The organism is Gephyromycinifex aptenodytis, from assembly GCF_012277275.1.
GTDB lineage: Bacteria > Actinomycetota > Actinomycetes > Actinomycetales > Dermatophilaceae > Gephyromycinifex > Gephyromycinifex aptenodytis.
This window is the reverse complement of the sequence record NZ_CP051155.1, coordinates 372,964-388,194: the sequence shown is the minus strand read 5'-3', so window position 1 is coordinate 388,194 and position 15,231 is coordinate 372,964. Positions and strand designations below refer to the sequence as shown.

The following is a 15,231-nucleotide window of genomic DNA, read 5'->3' as shown; positions in this document are numbered from 1 at the left end:
CTTCCCCCAAACACAAGGTTTCAGTCGACCGGCAGCGCTACCTCGGTTTCGAAATCCGAGTAGGAGCGCGGATCCTCGCGCGGTTCAAGGTGGGTCGAGATGGTCACGCCCTCGAACGCCTCCCGGATGGCCGTCTCCATCTCCTCGACAAGGTCGTGCGCCTGCTGCACGTTCCATGCGCCCGGTACCAGGATGTGGAACTCTACATACCGCCTATGCCCTGCCTCACGTGTGCGCAAGGCATGCACGTCGACATCCTGGGTCGTGTGCTCGCGGATGAGCCGGGCGAGTCGGGCGTTGTCCTCCTTGGGCCAGGAGACGTCCATCAGCCCGGACATCGATTCCGTCAGCAGCCTCCAGCCGACGATGATGATGTTGATTCCGACTGCCAGCGCGACGATCGGGTCAAGAATGTGCCATCCCGTCAGCGCGACCACACCGACCCCCAGCACCACCCCGACGGTGGTCCACACGTCGGTGAGCAGATGCTTGCCGTCCCCGATCAAGGTATGGGAGCGGTATTTTCGCCCGGCGCGCAGGAGGACGAAGGCCACCGCCGCGTTGATCACCGAGGCGATCACCGAGATGACCAGCCCGATCTCGATGTTGTCCACCGGGGCCGGATGGATCACCCGTTCCAGGGCGGCACCGATGATGAACAGCGCTGCCACGAAGATCATGATGCCTTCGGAAGCGGCCGAGAAATACTCTGCCTTCGCGTGCCCGAACTGGTGATTCTTGTCTGCCGGCAGCGCCGCCACCTGCAAAGCCACCAGCGCAACGACGGCTGCCACTAGGTTCACCAGGGATTCGGCCGCGTCTGAGAGCAGACCCACCGATCCTGTGACGTACCACGCCCCGGTCTTCAACGCGATGGTCGCGATCGCGGCAGCAATCGCGAGCCAGGCGAAGCGAGCAAGGTTACGGGCAGCAGTCGGAGGGCTTGTCACAAGTTCGAGTATCGCCCCGCCCCCGGGATGGGACGAAACGCGCACAGCGAAGGGGCCGACCGACTGCTGCGGTCGACCCCTTGGCCGTATCGATTGCGCTGTGACGCTCGAGCTCAACCGCTGTAGACGTTGAGGCCGCGGAAGTGCGGAGCGACCTTGGAGACCCGCAGTGAACGGGTGCTGATGTCGCTGATGAGCGTTCCAGTGCCCGATCCGTCAACCGCGAGAAGGCTCTGCGAGCCGGTCAGTGCCGTCAGGCTGTTATAGCCATAGCTGCCCTTCAACCGCACCGGCTTGCCGAAGCCGCCACGGCCGTTACCCGGGTACAGATACCCGTGCCCGTGGCCGTTGACGGCGAAGAGGTCGACCTTGCGGTCACCGTTCCAATCCCCGGCGGCGAGCACGTAGCGGAAGCCGGACCAGCCGTGGCCGATCTTGCGCCCAGCGCCGAATCCGCCCTCACCCACACCGGGGTAAAGCAGCAGGTTGCCCGTAGAAGCCTGCACAGCCAGCAGATCGGCCTTGCCGTCGCCGTTCCAGTCCCCGGGGGTGACCAGGTGGGACATCGCGTTCCAACCTCGGCCAAGACGCATTGGGGTGCCGACGCCGGTGCTGGTTCCGGGGGCAACGAACAGCGCCCCGGTGCTGTTCTGACGTGCTACCAGGTCGGGGTATCGGTCACCGGTCAGATCGGTGGAGACCAGGACCCGGTCGAAGCTGCGCCAGTCCGAACCGGAGAGTTTACGAGCGTAGGAGATCCCGGAGGCGGTCGGTGAGACGCCCAGCAGCGCCCCGGTGGATCCGCGCATGACGGCATCTGCGCTGTTCAACCCCGACGAGGTGGTGTTGACCGGCGGGTTGACCCCCGGCACGGCATTCCCGCCGCTGCTTCCGGTGTTGCCGCTGCTTCCGGTGTTGCCGCTGCTTCCGGTGCTACTGCTTCCAGCGAGCTTGCGGGCCCGCGCGGCGATCCCGCTCAGGTGGTCCCTGACCAGACCGGGGCAACTGGTCGAGCCGACATCGCGGTGACCGACGACGGCCCGGTAGGTCTTGCCCTGGTGGGTGAAGCTGCCCTGCGGGTTGAATCTGTGAATGGAGGCCTTCCAGGCGATGATCCGGGTGACCGCGTCCATGGCGGCCCAGCTGGGTTGCACCTTGCGGTAGTCGCCCATCACCGAGATGCCCATGGTGACGCCGTTGAAGCCTGTGGCGTGCGCACCGCTGACCGCGGCTGAGGTGCCGCCCGCGCGCCCTTCCCAGACCCGGCCCCACTTGTCTACGAGGAAGTTGTAGCCGATGTCGTTCCAGCCGCGGTCCTTGACGTGGAAGGCATAGATCCCGCGCATGATGGCCGGCACTTGCGCTTGGGAGTAGTTGTTCGTGCCTGCGGTGTGATGTACGACCACGCCGCGTACCTGTCCATAAGACGGGGAACCACGGCGCAGCGACTCATCCGCGCCCCACTGTGCGCGGGAGCGAATCGCCGGCCGCGCAGCCGCTGCGTGGGCGGCTCCGGGTGCCTGGCTGTCCGCGGCGGCGTCTGCGGCAGACTCCCCCGGGTCGATGATCGACAGGCTCGGGTCGACCGGGTCGGCGCCCACTGCACCGAGCAGGCGGACCTGCACCTGGCCGCCTCCGGTGATGACGATGGGGTCGGAGCCGTCGCGGGCCGTCGCAGCGTCGGCTTCGACGCCCGCATCAGCCCCGACGTCTTCGCCCTGGTCGGCCTCCACGCTCTGCCAGTCGCCCCACTGGCCGGCTTGCCGAGTTCGATACTGCACAGCAAGCGGGGAGTCGCTATCCGCCCAGGTCACCCCGATGACAGCCAATTCGCTGGGCAGCGGCTTGGGCACACTCACGCCCACGACGTGCGGGGCGCCCTTCACGGCCATCTGGGGGGTTTGGTTCTTGGCCATTCGCACATCGCGTGCGGAAACCACATCACCATCCCCGACCGCGGGGGTGGCCGGATCGAGCAGAGGTACCTCTTTGGTCGAGGAGGCTACGGGGACGGGCTTGGGTGCTGCCTCGCTGGGCGCTGGCAAAACCAAGATGGCAGGCGCGAAAAGCGTGACAGCAGCAATTCTCGACAGGCGTCGCAAACGCACGGTGTGTTTTCTCCCTGTTGGCATCTATTCACACGAACGCGTTCGGCACGTGCGTGGCCCCCGGACACGTCACCGCTCATCGGTCCCTGCGCCACGGCATGCAGCGGCCGGACCACGGGTAACGCCTGCACCTCACATCGACGTCAGGCCTTCAGAACTGAGTCGAACGACGAAAAAGTCACAAGTTCGCGACGATTCGTCGATTGGACGCCCGACCCGGAAACTGCACAGGTCGGCGGTTCACACACCGCCGGTGAACCGCTGTGAGCGCGGAGCGGGAACGACTCAGGCCGCCCCCCACGAACGGGGAGCGGCCTGAGAACAGGGTGGGAAGTCGGCGGGTCACTGACCGCCGAGGTGCTGGCCCTCGGGCCAGCCCTGGCCGATGTCCTTCAGCATGTCGATGAACCACTGCTGCTTGTAGTCGAAGGCCTTGTGGCCGGCGATCCGGTCGAATTCGATGGCGCGCAGTTCATCCCCGCGGTCCTCGTCGTGTCCGATGACGCCCGGAGTGCCCTCCAGCGCCCGGTCGACCGCCATCGTGGTCATTTCCTTGATCAACGCCAGGTCGGTCTGGTTCGCGGGGGCCGAACGGGAGAAGTAGCCGGACTTCTGCACCAGAACCTTCTCGGCGCCGATCTTCTCGGCGAACTGCTTGCCGAACCAGGCTCCGGGGTTGATCTCGTTCAGACGCACGTGACCGAAGGCGTCACGGGGCACCTCTTCACCGTTCTTCTCCATCAGGTCGACGATGTCAGAGACGCCTGCACCCTCGGACAAGAAGATCGTCGCGTTGCCGACCTCGTCCATGACCGACTTCAGGCGCTCGGCCTCGGCGTCGATGTGGATCTCGACCTCGGGCACATACACCCCGTGTACATCCCAGGCGCGCCGGTCCAGACCGATCTCCGGCAGCCACTCCTGCTGGTCCAGCCAGGAACGGTACTCGCGGGCCGCGGCAGCAGTCAGCCAGCCGCAGTTGCGCCCCATCACCTCGTGCACGATGAGCATCCGCGAACCGGAGTTGTGCTCGGCAACCACGTTGCTGGCGAACATAGCGGCCTGCTGAGCCGCGGTCTGCGCACCGAGGGACTGCCGGATCGGGACGATGTCGTTGTCGATGGTCTTGGGCAGGCCCACCACCACCAGGTGATGACCGGTCTTCTCCAGATGCGCGGCCAGGTCAGCGGCGGTGGTGTTGGTGTCATCCCCGCCGATCGTGTGCAGCACGTCGACGCCGTCCTCGGTGAGGCGCTCGGCCGCATAGTGCAGCGGATCGATCCCCTCGGGGACCAGGCCTCGCTTGACCAGGTCCTTAGCGTTGGTGAGCTTCACCCGGGAGTTACCGATCGGCGAGCCACCGTAGCGGTGCAACAGCGCCGCCTTCTCGCGAACGGTTTCATTCACAGTGATGTAGTCACCGGTAAGCAGACCCTGGTAGCCGTGCTTGTAAGCAATGATCTCCACGTCTGGGGCGACCTGGGTGTAACGCTCGATCAGCCCCCCGACGGCAGAGGACAAACAGGGAGCAAAACCACCAGCAGTCAACAGAGCAACGCGACGAACGGTCATGACACCAGCCTTCATATCTCGAGAAAAGTCCTGGTCGAGCCCACCCTATCGGCCCGCTCAGCGTGCCGGCAGCGCCCAGGTGTGTACGGCCTGCCCGGAGGCGGCGTTGTCCAGGTAGCGGGCCAGCATCTCGTGCAGGGCGTCGGCCCGATCCAAGCCCTTGTCCTGCAACACTCGCACCGTCTCGATCTGCCAGGTGGCGCCGTTCTGCCTGCTCTTGGCTCGCCCTTCGATCACCGACAAGTAGCGATCGCGCGCTTCGCGCCCGACCCCCCAGGTGCTCAAACCCTCCTCGGCCATCGGCAACAAGGTTCGCAGGACGAGCTCATCCGGTGACACCGAGGAATGTGAAGGCCAATACAACCGTGCCTGCATGCCGTCGCGGGCGCCGTCGCGGAAGTTCGTCTTGGCCGCAGAGAAACTCATCTGGGTCCAGACCGGACGATCCTCGGTGGCCAAGAAACGCAAGGCACCGTAGTAGAAGGCTGCGTTCGCCACCACGTCCACCACCGAAGGACCCGCGGGCAGTACCCGGTTCTCCACCCGCAGGTGAGGGCGTCCCCCCGCGGTGTCGTAGATCGGGCGGTTCCACCGGTAGATCGTCCCGTTGTGTAGCCGCAGCTCGGCCAACTCCGGCGGGGCACCCGACTCCAGCACCGCCACCGGATCCTCGTCCGAGACCTCCGGCAGCAGCGCCGGGTAGTAGCGCACGTTGTCCTCGAACAGGTCGAAGATCGAGGTGATCCAACGATCCCCGAACCCCACCCGGGGCCGAACACCCTGGTTCACCAACTCGATCGACCGGGTGTCGGCCGACTGGGTGTACAGCGGGATGCGCGTCTCGTGCCACAACTGCTTACCGCACACGAACGGGGAGTTGGCTCCCAGTGCCACTTGCGGCCCGGCCAATGCCTGGGCTGCGTTCCAGTAGGCGGCGAACTCGTGCGGAGCCACCTGCAGATGCAGTTGGGTTGAGGTGCAGGCTGATTCCGGTGCGATGGAGTCGGCGTACATCGTCAGCCGTTCCCCGGTCACGCCGTGGATGTCAATGAACATGTCTTCGCCGCGCGCCCGCATGATGGCGTCGTTCAGAGCGGTGTATCGGCGCGCCTCCGAGAAGGAATCGCGCCCGAAATCCTGCTGCATGATCGTCGGGCAGGTCCCCACGGCCAGCAAGCGGCATCCCTGAGTGCCGGCGGCGGCGTCGGCCCGCTGCAAGGCCGCGGTGAGGTCGCGCTCCAAACGCTGCAATTCATCGCCTTCGATGGAGCGTGGGTCGACGTTCAATTCCAGGTTGAACTTGGCCAACTCGCTCTGGAAGGACTCATCGCCGATCGCTTCGAGAACCTCTTTGTTGCGGATGCTGGGATGTAGCCCCTCATCCAGCAGGTACAGCTCCATCTCCATGCCCGTGGTCATGTCACCGGCGTCGAAGCTCGCCACCGACAGCATGCGCTCAAAGACGTCGAGGTTCTGGCTCACCTTTTCGCGGTACTGCTGGCGCTGCTGGTTGCTCCACTCGCCGCCGCCGACTTCCTGGCCCATGACTGTCGCCCTTTGTTCGCCTGTCGAGGTCGGGGCAACTTTACGGGTACAACTTGCGAACCGCGCCCCGGAGCGTCCGTGGCGCGGTTCGCAACTGCTGACTGTTTCGACCCTGGGCGCTATTCGGCGTCCTCGAGCTCCTCCGGCGAGGGGCAGGAACACACCAGGTTGCGGTCGCCGTAGGCGCCGTCGATGCGGCGCACCGGCGGCCAGTACTTGGCCCGCGGGTCCACCCCGGCCGGGTAGGCGGCACTCATCCGGTCATAGGGAGCGTCCCAGTCCTGAGCCAGGCAGTGGGCCGTGTGCGGAGCCCCGCGCAGCGCGCTGGTGGCCACCTCGACCTTGCCGTCCAGGACGTCCTGGATCTCTTCGCGGATGGCGATCATGGCCTCGCAGAAGCGGTCGAGTTCGCCGAGGTCCTCGCTCTCGGTCGGTTCCACCATGAGGGTGCCCGAGACCGGGAAGCTCATCGTCGGTGCGTGGAAGCCGTAGTCGATGAGGCGCTTGGCAACATCGTCGACGGTGACGCCGCTGCGCTTGGTCAGGTCACGCAGGTCCAGGATGCACTCGTGGGCGATGAGCCCGTTCTCGCCGGTGTACAGCACCGGGTAGTGCTCGCCGAGGCGCTTGGCGATGTAGTTCGCGCCAAGCACCGCCACCTGGGTGGCCGCAGTGAGACCGGCCGAGCCCATCAACCGGATGTAGGCCCAGGTGATCGGCAGGATACTGGCCGATCCGAACGGCGCCGAGGAGATCGGACCAACTCCGGACTCTGGCCCGGCTTCGGGTGCCAACGGGTGGTTGGGCAGGTGCGGGGCAAGATGGGCGCCGACTCCCACCGGGCCGACCCCGGGACCACCGCCACCATGGGGGATTGTGAACGTCTTGTGCAGGTTGAGGTGGCTGACGTCGGCACCGAACCGGCCCGGGCGGGCCACCCCGACCAGGGCGTTCATGTTCGCCCCGTCCACGTAGACCTGACCGCCGGCGTCGTGCACCAAGGCGCACAGTTCGGTGATCGTGTCTTCATACACGCCGTGCGTGGAGGGGTAGGTGACCATGATCCCCGCGAGACGTTCGCGGTGCTTCTCCACCTTGTCGCGCAGGTCGTCCATGTCGACCGAGCCGTCCGACGCGGACTTGACGACGACGACCTTCAGGCCGGCCATCACGGCGCTGGCCGCGTTGGTGCCGTGGGCGCTGCTGGGGATGAGGCACACGTCCCGCTCGGTGTCGCCGTTGGCCACGTGGTAGGCGCGGATGGCCATCAACCCGGCCAGTTCACCTTGGGAGCCTGCGTTGGGCTGCAGGCTGATCGCGTCGTACCCGGTGATCTCGATGAGGAACGTGCTCAGCTGCTCGACGAGCTCGCGAATACCGACCGTCTGATCCGCCGGGGCGAAGGGGTGCAGCGCCGCGAACTCGGGCCAGGTGATCGCCTCCATCTCGGTGGTGGCGTTGAGCTTCATCGTGCACGAGCCGAGCGGGATCATGCCCCGGTCCAACGCGTAGTCGCGGTCGGCCAACCGGCGCAGGTAGCGCAGCATCAAGGTCTCGCTGCGGTAGGAGTGGAACACCGGGTGCGTCAGGAAGTCTGAGGTGCGGGAGAATTCCTGCCCCCAGATCGGGTCGGCATCGCCCACATGCTCCGGCGCCTCGACACCGAAAGCGGCGCACACTGCGTGCAGGTGCTCCTCACGAGTCGTCTCATCGGTGCTGACCGACAGGGTGTCCTCGTCGACGAAGCACAGGTTGACGCCGCTGTCGCGGGCCGCGTCCGAGATCGCTCGCGCCCGGCCGGGCACCGAGACGGTAATCGTGTCGAAGAAGACACTGGTGGGCACCTGCACACCACCGGCACGCAGCGCATCGGCCAGCGCCTGCGCGTAGCCGTGGGTGCGCCGGGCGATCTCGCGCAGCCCGTCCGGGCCGTGCCAGACGGCGTACATCGAGGCCATCACGGCCAGGAGGACCTGCGCGGTACAGATGTTGCTGGTGGCCTTCTCGCGGCGGATGTGCTGCTCGCGGGTCTGCAGGGCCAGGCGGTAGGCGGGGGCGCCTTCAGAGTCGACGCTGACACCCACCAAACGGCCCGGCATGGTGCGGGCCAGCTTCTGCTGCACGCTCATGTAGCCCGCGTGCGGCCCACCGAAGCCCATCGGAACCCCGAACCGCTGGGTGGTTCCCACCGCGATATCGGCGCCCCACTCCCCCGGCGGTGTCAGCAGCGTCAACGCGAGCAGGTCCGCCGCCGCCGTGACCAGAGCACCCAGACCGTGTGCCGCCTGCGTCAAGGCGCTGAAGTCGCGGATCTGACCGTCGGCACCCGGGTACTGCACAACGACGCCGAAAACCGGCTTGCCATCCACTGCGAAGGACAGCGCATCCGAGGTGGTGATGTCCTCCAGATCCAGGACGTGCACCTCGATACCCAGCGGCACCGCGCGGGTGCGCACCACACCAATGGTCTGCGGCAGCAGGTGGGCGTCCAGGATGAGCACGGCGCCGTCCTTGGCCCGTGCGCCGCGGCGCATCAGGGTCATGGCTTCGGCGACCGCGGTGCCTTCATCCAGCAGGGAAGAGTTCGAGACGGGAAGACCCGTGAGGTCAGCCACCATCGTCTGGAAGTTCAGCAGCGCCTCAAGACGGCCCTGGGAGATCTCCGGCTGATACGGGGTGTAGGCGGTGTACCAGGCCGGGTTCTCCAGGATGTTCCGCTTGATCACCGGCGGGGTGTAGGTGCCGTAGTAGCCCAACCCGATCATCGAGGTCAGCACGGTGTTCTTGGAGGCGAAGCCGCGCAGCTCGTCAATGACGGCTGCCTCGTCGGAGGCGGGCTCGATGTCCAGCGGGCCGTCGGTGCGGATTCCGCCAGGGATCGCAGCTTCGATAAGGGCCTGGAGGCTCGGCTGCCCCACGACCTCCAACATCGCGGTGATGTCGTGCTCACCGGGGCCGATGTGGCGGGCGGCGAATGCGGGCATCTGGGTCACGTGAGATCTCCTTGTGGGCCGGGGCGCGTTCGCGCAACGCCGGATGGCGACCTCCCCCCCTGTCACCGCAGCGGTGCGGTTTCACGGTGCCGATCTCGCGGGTTCCTGTGGGCCTGAGAGGTTCTGGGGAGGTTTGCCCCTTCGGCGCCCCGTTGCAAAACGGGGACTCTCACTCGCGAGTTGAACGGCGTGAGCAGCCTAACATCGCAGGCCACGCCGAGCCTGCCGGTCGGGGACAGCCGAGCCCGTTTCCGAACCGATTTCTCAGCCGGTGCGGCGCACGCGGCGGCGGGCGCTGAGCTCATCAGTGCCGTCAGTGAGGGGCGCCACGGCCTCCTCCGAGGGTTCCTGTCCGAGCCGCTCGTTGGGAAGGTGGGACAGCTCGCCCTCTACCTCGCGCCAGACCCGACCGACGGCGATACCGAAAACGCCTTGGCCGCCGTGCAGCAAGTCGATGACCTCGTCATCGGAAGTGCACTCGTACACGCTGGCGCCATCGCTCATCAAGGTGATCTGGGCCAGATCTTCCACGCCGCGCTCCCGCAGATGGGTGACGGCGACGCGGATCTGCTGCAGTGTCACACCGGTCTCCAAGAGGCGCTTGACCACCTTGAGGACCAGAACGTCACGAAAGCTGTACAACCGCTGCGTGCCAGAACCGGTGGCCGATCGCAGTGAAGGTTCGACGAGCCCGGTGCGGGCCCAGTAATCCAGTTGCCGATACGTGATGCCGGCGGCGCGGCACGCCACGGGGCCCCGGAAGCCGGTGTCTTCGCTGATGGACTCGGCCGGGGTGAACAGAACTCCCTGGGTGACCTGCGAGAAGGCCGGGGTGGCTGCCGTGGGCGGTCTCGCCTGGTCCGTCGGATTCACGCTGTCCTCCCCTGCCCGTAGAGCTGCACGTCGAGCCCGATGGTCAACGCGAAATACTCGCTTGCGGGCATGTTCGACGGTACGGGGGCAGATGCCCCTTGGCAACGACTCGGCCCGGCGTGCCGTCGGCTCGCCTCACACATCTGGGGTTTCATCGGGGTCTGGACCCGGCGGCGCTTCGAAATCCTCGGCGGAGACCTGGTCGAGGAATTCGCGGAAACGCTCCACCTCGTCATCCTCGTCCTCAGAGACGACGACCCCGGCTTCGTCCATCACAGCCTCAGCCGCGCGAATCGGAGCCTGGGTACGCAACGCCAACGCGATGGCATCCGAGGTACGCGAACTGACCTCTACGCCACCGCGGAAGTGCAGCGTGGCGTAGAAGATATTGGCGCGCATCTCCACGATGCGGACCTCTTCCAGCTCTGAGCCGAGTGCCTGCACCACATCTCGCAGCAGGTCATGGGTCAGCGGGCGAGGCGGGACGACGCCCTGTTGGGCGTAGGCAATGGCAGCGGCTTCGGCTGCACCGATCCATACCGGCAGATACCGGTCGCCATCGGACTCTCGCAGTAACACGATCGGATGGTTGGTAGGCAGTTCTACCCGGACTCCGAGCACGTCGAGGTTAATCACACCCCAACGCTACCGCCGGGGACTGCGATCGTCCTCCAGGCCCGCCCGGACGAGTGCGGTGTGCAAGGCGATGCAGTGACGCAGGAATCGGGCCCTCGTCCGCGCCGCAGCCCCGTCAGCGCGGCCCTTCAGCGGCGCGATCACCTGCTCCACCAGGCCGATTTCCCGGTCGGCGGCGGTCCGGAACGCTCGCAGGTGTCGAGGCTCCACTCCGAAGGCGGCCAGATCTGCTGCAGCCGAAGCGACCGGCAAGGCTGAGGCGGAAAAGTGCCCCTCCCGGTCCGGGCGCAGCAGGCCGTAGGTGACCAGGGCATCGAGCAACTCCATCTGCAGCCCGGAGGCCTGGGACAGTTCCCGCCGGGTGAGCCGTAGTGCCGGGCCGCCGGGGGTGAGCTGGTCCTCGCTCGGCAGATCAGGGTCGGGTAGCGAGGCGGGGGCGCGCGGGGAAACCGATTCCGGCGTCGGGACCTCCAAACCGCGATCCTGGGCATCCAGGGCCTCCCGGATGACCCGAAGCGGCCAGAATCGGTCCCGCTGTGCCTGCAGGATGTAACGCAGCCGCTCGACATCGCTTTCGTTGAACGAGCGGTAGCCCGACGGAGTTCGGTCAGGCTTGATGAGCCCCTCGGCCTCCAGGAACCGGATTTTAGAAATGCTGACGTCCGGGAAGTCGGGGCGGAGCCGCTCGAGCACGGCGCCGATCGTCAGGCGCCCACGGGGTCGTGAACCGGGCACGTGGGCGTCTCAGCCCGCCGCGGGACGCGAGGTGTGGAACACCAGTCGGAACTTGCCGATCTGAACCTCATCCCCTGCGCGCAGGGTGGCCGAGTCGATGCGTTCCCGATTGACATAGGTGCCGTTGAGCGAGCCGACGTCGCGCACCACGAAGGTGTCGCCGTCCTGCTGGAACACGGCGTGCTTGCGTGAGACGGTCACATCGTCCAGGAAGATGTCGCTGTCCGGGTGCCGTCCAGTGGTTGTCAGTGGGGAGTCCAGCAAGAAGCGGGCTCCGGTGTTGGGACCGCGCAGGACCAGCAGCAAGGCTGTCCCGGGACGGAGCGCCTCGATGGTGGTCTGGTCCTCCGGGGCGAGCCGGGTGTCGGGGGCGAGCGGCGCCTCCGGCTCCACGATGCCCGTGTACCGCATCGTGGCGGGATCCGGCCGAGACTCGGTCCCGTTGGGGGTCGTGTCACTCACGACGGCTCACCTGTCCTTTCAAAGACTCTTGGCACAACCCTAGACCACCACTGGAGCGTCCGGGAACTCCTGATCACGCAACCGGCGCCCTGGCCACGTTTGTGGGCCGGGGCGCCGGATCGTGTTGGGCTCGACTAAAGCTCAGCCCAGGGACTCCGTGTACGTGTCGACGTCCTGAAGTTCCTCGATGTCGGCGACGTCGTCGACCTTCATCTCGAACATCCAGCCCTCGCCGTACGGGTCGTTGTTGACCAGCTGCGGGGAGGATTCCAGCGCCTCGTTGACGGTGACGATCTCACCGGTGAGCGGGCTGTACAGGTCGCTGACCGACTTGGTGGATTCGATCTCGCCGCAACCCTCACCGGCAGCGACGCGGTCGCCGACAGCAGGCAGGTCGACGTAGACGACATCGCCGAGGGCGTCCTGGGCGTACGACGTGATGCCGATGCGGACGTGGCCGTCTTCACCAACACGCACCCACTCGTGTTCTGCGGTGTATCGCAGTGCCTCGGGGTAATCCAGCTCGCTCATGACGCTCCTTGCGTGAGATGAAAAGGCCGCGGTTCGCGGTCAGGATGCACTGTCCCCGCCAGCAGCGGGTACTGGATGAGCGTAACGAGCCGGGCTCGGCGCGTGCAACGCGTTCACCAGGACTGAGTCCTCGATCTTCACCTCGACCTTGGCCCCGGCCTGGCGCAGGCTTTCGTTGACACCACCGGGAATGTCCAGCGCAGAGGCAAGAGTCTGGGCCTCCCCCACCGCCAGCAGACGGTAAGGCGGGTTCAGGGCCTTGCCCGCCACGAGGATTCGGCCGGCGTCGTCCTGGGTGAAAGCGGTGGAGGCCACGACGCGCACATCACCGATCTGGATGGCCTCGGCTCCAGCGTCGCGCAACTCCTGCACCCCGTCCAGGAGGGTCTCGGAACCCACCGCGCCCGGCGAGGCCTTGATCTCCGCCACGATGCCGGGGCCTTCGGCAGGAGCAGTACCCGCCAGCACGGCGAGGGCGTCGACCCGGGCATCGGCGCGGCGCAACGCCTCAGTCCCACCAGAATCACGAGCCAGTTCAGCGCGTTCCAGTTCCAGTTCGCGCAGTTCTCGGTCCAGGCGTTCCCGGCGCTCGGTGATGTTGTCGAGGATGCCGATGAGTTCCGGTTCGCGCAGCGACTCCAGACCCTGCTGTTGGGTCTGGTGGATCTGCGTCGACAGCGCCAGCCCCAACGCAGCGGTGAGGGCGCCGCCGAGCAGGGTGGATCGGGTCAGCCGCAGCCGCAGCAGCCCACGCCCCCGGCCGTCCTCGGGGCGGGCGGGGGCGGGCTGCGGGTCGCTCACGGGGGTGCTCATGCTTTGAAGATGTGGCGCCGGATCGCGGCCACGTTGGAGAAGATCCGGATGCCCAGAACCACGATGACCCCGGTGGACAGTTGCGCCCCGACCCCCAACTGGTCGCCGAGGAAGACGATGAGCGCGGCCACGACGACATTGGACAGGAACGAGACGACGAAGACCTTGTCGTCGAAGATCCCGTCCAGACTCGCGCGCAGCCCGCCGAAGACGGCGTCGAGCGCAGCGACGATGGCGATGGGTAGGTAGGGCTGCAGCCCGATCGGCACGGTCGGCTGCAGCACCAACCCCACGACGAGGCCGACGAGCAGTCCGATGAGGGGGATCATTGCGAGGACTCCCGGGTTGGGTTGGACATGGACGGGGACGCCGCTGGCGGCGTCACGCCCGGCGTGGACGGCACGTGGGCCTGACGCAAGGTCAACACCTCCCCTGCGGGCAGACTGAGGTCGTTCACCGGGCGGGAGGCGGCTCGCAATTGGTAGCTGTTGCGCAGTTCGGCCAGGTACTGCCCCCCGGCGCCGGTTGTGAACTGGGTGCTGGACTGCGGCCCCAGAACCGCTTCGATGACGTAGGGGCGACTCAACGGTCGAAAACCGACCGTGATGGCTTGTCCGGCAGCGCGGATCGCGGTGCCGGAGGTGAGGCGATGCCCGTTCACCGCCACCGCTTCGGCTCCCGCCTGCCACAGCGCGTTGGTGAGGTAGACGACGTCCCTGGCCACCACCCGCCCGGTGTCGTCGGCCCCGTTCTCGCGGGGTTGGGATCCGGGGGCCACGTCAGTGTCGCCTTGGTCATCCAGGGTGATCCGCAAGCCCGGCCCGCTGACGGCGGTCGAGCCGGCTACAGCGCTGAGGTCACGCAGCCGGTCGGCTTCGGCGCCACCCATGGTGGAGCTTTGCAGTTGCTGCACATCGCTTTGCAGCCGCGTGATCTGAGCCGATCGGGCAGCGACCTGCGCTTCGCCGTCGCTGATGCGGGAGATGAGTTCGGCGCGGCTGGCGGCGCGCTCAGCGGGGCGGGCCAGCGCACCGATATTGACCACGGATACCCCCAGCAGCAGCCCCGTCAGGACCAACACCGCGAGCACCCAGGGCGAGGTCCAGGTCCGATCGGGCTGCCGCCCTTCGCTTCGGCGGCGCTGCGCGGCAGCGGCATACGAGGGGTCCAGAGGCCGTTCCAACATCTCGTTCAGGAGGGTCATCGACTCATCGACACGACGCGTCATCCTTGCTCCCTCCTTCGCAGTTGTAGGGCTTGCACGCCGTAGAGCAGACCGGAGACCCAGTACAGGAACAGCCCCCACCATGCCAGGGCCCAGCCGGCCGCCAGCGCCGCTGCTTCGCCGGATCCCCCCGCCAGCCAATCCGATAGCAGCAGTGTCGGGAACGCGATGAGCAGGCAGAAGGTTCCGGCCTTGCCTGCCAGGTGCACCGGCAGCCCCCGATAGTTGCGGCGTCGCACGGCCCACACAACCAACGATCCGAACGCGTCTCGGGCCAGCAGCGCGAGCACGAACCAACCGGGGAGCGTACCGAACCACCACAGTCCCAGGATCGTAGCCAGGATGTAGAGCCGGTCGGCGACCGGATCCAGCACCTGTCCGAGTCGGCTCACCTGATGCCATCGTCGAGCGATCGCACCGTCGGCATAGTCGGTCAGGCCGGAGACGACGAGTAACAGGACCGCCCAGCCGCTCTCCCCGCGTGTCAGCAGCCATAGGAACACCGGGACCCCGGCCAGGCGCAGCATGGTGAGCATATTCGGGACGGTGAACACCCGGTCGGGAACAGCGTGAGCGGACGGCTCCTGATGTGCAGCGCGCGATCCCGTCATGTCCTTGCCCTCGGTCATCCAGGCCAGCCTACCCAGGCCCCCACCAGCCCTGGCGCAGCCGCGCAGTGATGCTCTGCCCAGGCTCCTCTCAGGAGGGCGATCGCATAGTGGGAGCGTGAAGAGCAACCCCGGGTGCCAGGCTGCACCCACCTGCTTACGCTTCGCCGCACGGGGAGC

General features: G+C 66.8%; 14 protein-coding genes and 1 riboswitch. All 14 genes read right to left on the bottom strand.

Translation table 11 applies throughout. The features are described 5' to 3' along the window. Positions 1 to 20 precede the first annotated feature (20 nt). A complete protein-coding gene (locus tag G9V96_RS01665) occupies positions 21 to 950 on the bottom strand; it encodes a cation diffusion facilitator family transporter (RefSeq protein WP_226913375.1) in 930 nt (309 codons plus the stop codon). A 113-nt stretch (positions 951 to 1,063) separates the two neighbouring features. Further along, a complete protein-coding gene (locus G9V96_RS01660; protein WP_168581476.1) occupies positions 1,064 to 2,866 on the bottom strand; it encodes an N-acetylmuramoyl-L-alanine amidase in 1,803 nt (600 codons plus the stop codon). 534 nt (positions 2,867 to 3,400) lie between these two features. Beyond that, positions 3,401 to 4,630 (bottom strand): pyrophosphate--fructose-6-phosphate 1-phosphotransferase, encoded by a 1,230-nt coding sequence (locus tag G9V96_RS01655; RefSeq protein WP_168581475.1) that lies wholly within the window; start codon positions 4,628 to 4,630, stop codon positions 3,401 to 3,403. A gap of 57 nt (positions 4,631 to 4,687) precedes the next feature. After that, positions 4,688 to 6,175, bottom strand: a complete 1,488-nt coding sequence (locus G9V96_RS01650) for a glutamate-cysteine ligase family protein (protein WP_168581474.1) — start codon at positions 6,173 to 6,175, stop codon at positions 4,688 to 4,690. 119 nt (positions 6,176 to 6,294) lie between these two features. Next, a complete protein-coding gene (gcvP, locus tag G9V96_RS01645) occupies positions 6,295 to 9,159 on the bottom strand; it encodes an aminomethyl-transferring glycine dehydrogenase (protein ID WP_226913605.1) in 2,865 nt (954 codons plus the stop codon). A gap of 99 nt (positions 9,160 to 9,258) precedes the next feature. Next, positions 9,259 to 9,352, bottom strand: a riboswitch (glycine riboswitch). Positions 9,353 to 9,432: 80 nt separating this feature from the next. Continuing rightward, positions 9,433 to 10,041: a MerR family transcriptional regulator gene (locus G9V96_RS01640; RefSeq protein WP_168581472.1), complete on the bottom strand. Its 609-nt coding sequence runs from the start codon at positions 10,039 to 10,041 to the stop codon at positions 9,433 to 9,435. A 135-nt stretch (positions 10,042 to 10,176) separates the two neighbouring features. Beyond that, positions 10,177 to 10,677 carry a bifunctional nuclease family protein gene (locus tag G9V96_RS01635; RefSeq protein WP_168581471.1) on the bottom strand — a complete coding sequence of 167 codons (501 nt, stop codon included), beginning with the start codon at positions 10,675 to 10,677 and terminating at the stop codon, positions 10,177 to 10,179. Between the two features lie 9 nt (positions 10,678 to 10,686). Further along, entirely contained in the window at positions 10,687 to 11,412 is a 726-nt protein-coding gene (gene ftsR, locus G9V96_RS01630) for a transcriptional regulator FtsR (RefSeq protein WP_168581470.1), read from the bottom strand. 9 nt (positions 11,413 to 11,421) lie between these two features. Next, positions 11,422 to 11,823, bottom strand: coding sequence for an FHA domain-containing protein (locus G9V96_RS01625; protein WP_168583779.1), 402 nt, complete (start codon positions 11,821 to 11,823; stop codon positions 11,422 to 11,424). Positions 11,824 to 12,015: 192 nt separating this feature from the next. Next, entirely contained in the window at positions 12,016 to 12,405 is a 390-nt protein-coding gene (gene gcvH / locus G9V96_RS01620) for a glycine cleavage system protein GcvH (RefSeq protein ID WP_168581469.1), read from the bottom strand. Positions 12,406 to 12,444: 39 nt separating this feature from the next. Next, positions 12,445 to 13,218 carry a DUF881 domain-containing protein gene (locus G9V96_RS01615; RefSeq protein WP_168581468.1) on the bottom strand — a complete coding sequence of 258 codons (774 nt, stop codon included), beginning with the start codon at positions 13,216 to 13,218 and terminating at the stop codon, positions 12,445 to 12,447. Beyond that, on the bottom strand, positions 13,215 to 13,547 hold the full coding sequence (locus tag G9V96_RS01610) for a small basic family protein (protein ID WP_168581467.1): 333 nt from the start codon (positions 13,545 to 13,547) through the stop codon (positions 13,215 to 13,217). Before G9V96_RS01610 ends, G9V96_RS01615 begins: the two co-directional genes overlap by 4 nt. After that, on the bottom strand, positions 13,544 to 14,446 hold the full coding sequence (locus G9V96_RS01605) for a DUF881 domain-containing protein (protein WP_168581466.1): 903 nt from the start codon (positions 14,444 to 14,446) through the stop codon (positions 13,544 to 13,546). The genes G9V96_RS01610 and G9V96_RS01605 overlap by 4 nt, the downstream gene beginning before the upstream one ends. Continuing rightward, the gene (locus G9V96_RS01600; RefSeq protein WP_226913373.1) at positions 14,443 to 15,072 is read right to left on the bottom strand and encodes a CDP-alcohol phosphatidyltransferase family protein; all 630 of its coding nucleotides are present in this window, start codon (positions 15,070 to 15,072) and stop codon (positions 14,443 to 14,445) included. Before G9V96_RS01600 ends, G9V96_RS01605 begins: the two co-directional genes overlap by 4 nt. Positions 15,073 to 15,231 lie beyond the last annotated feature (159 nt).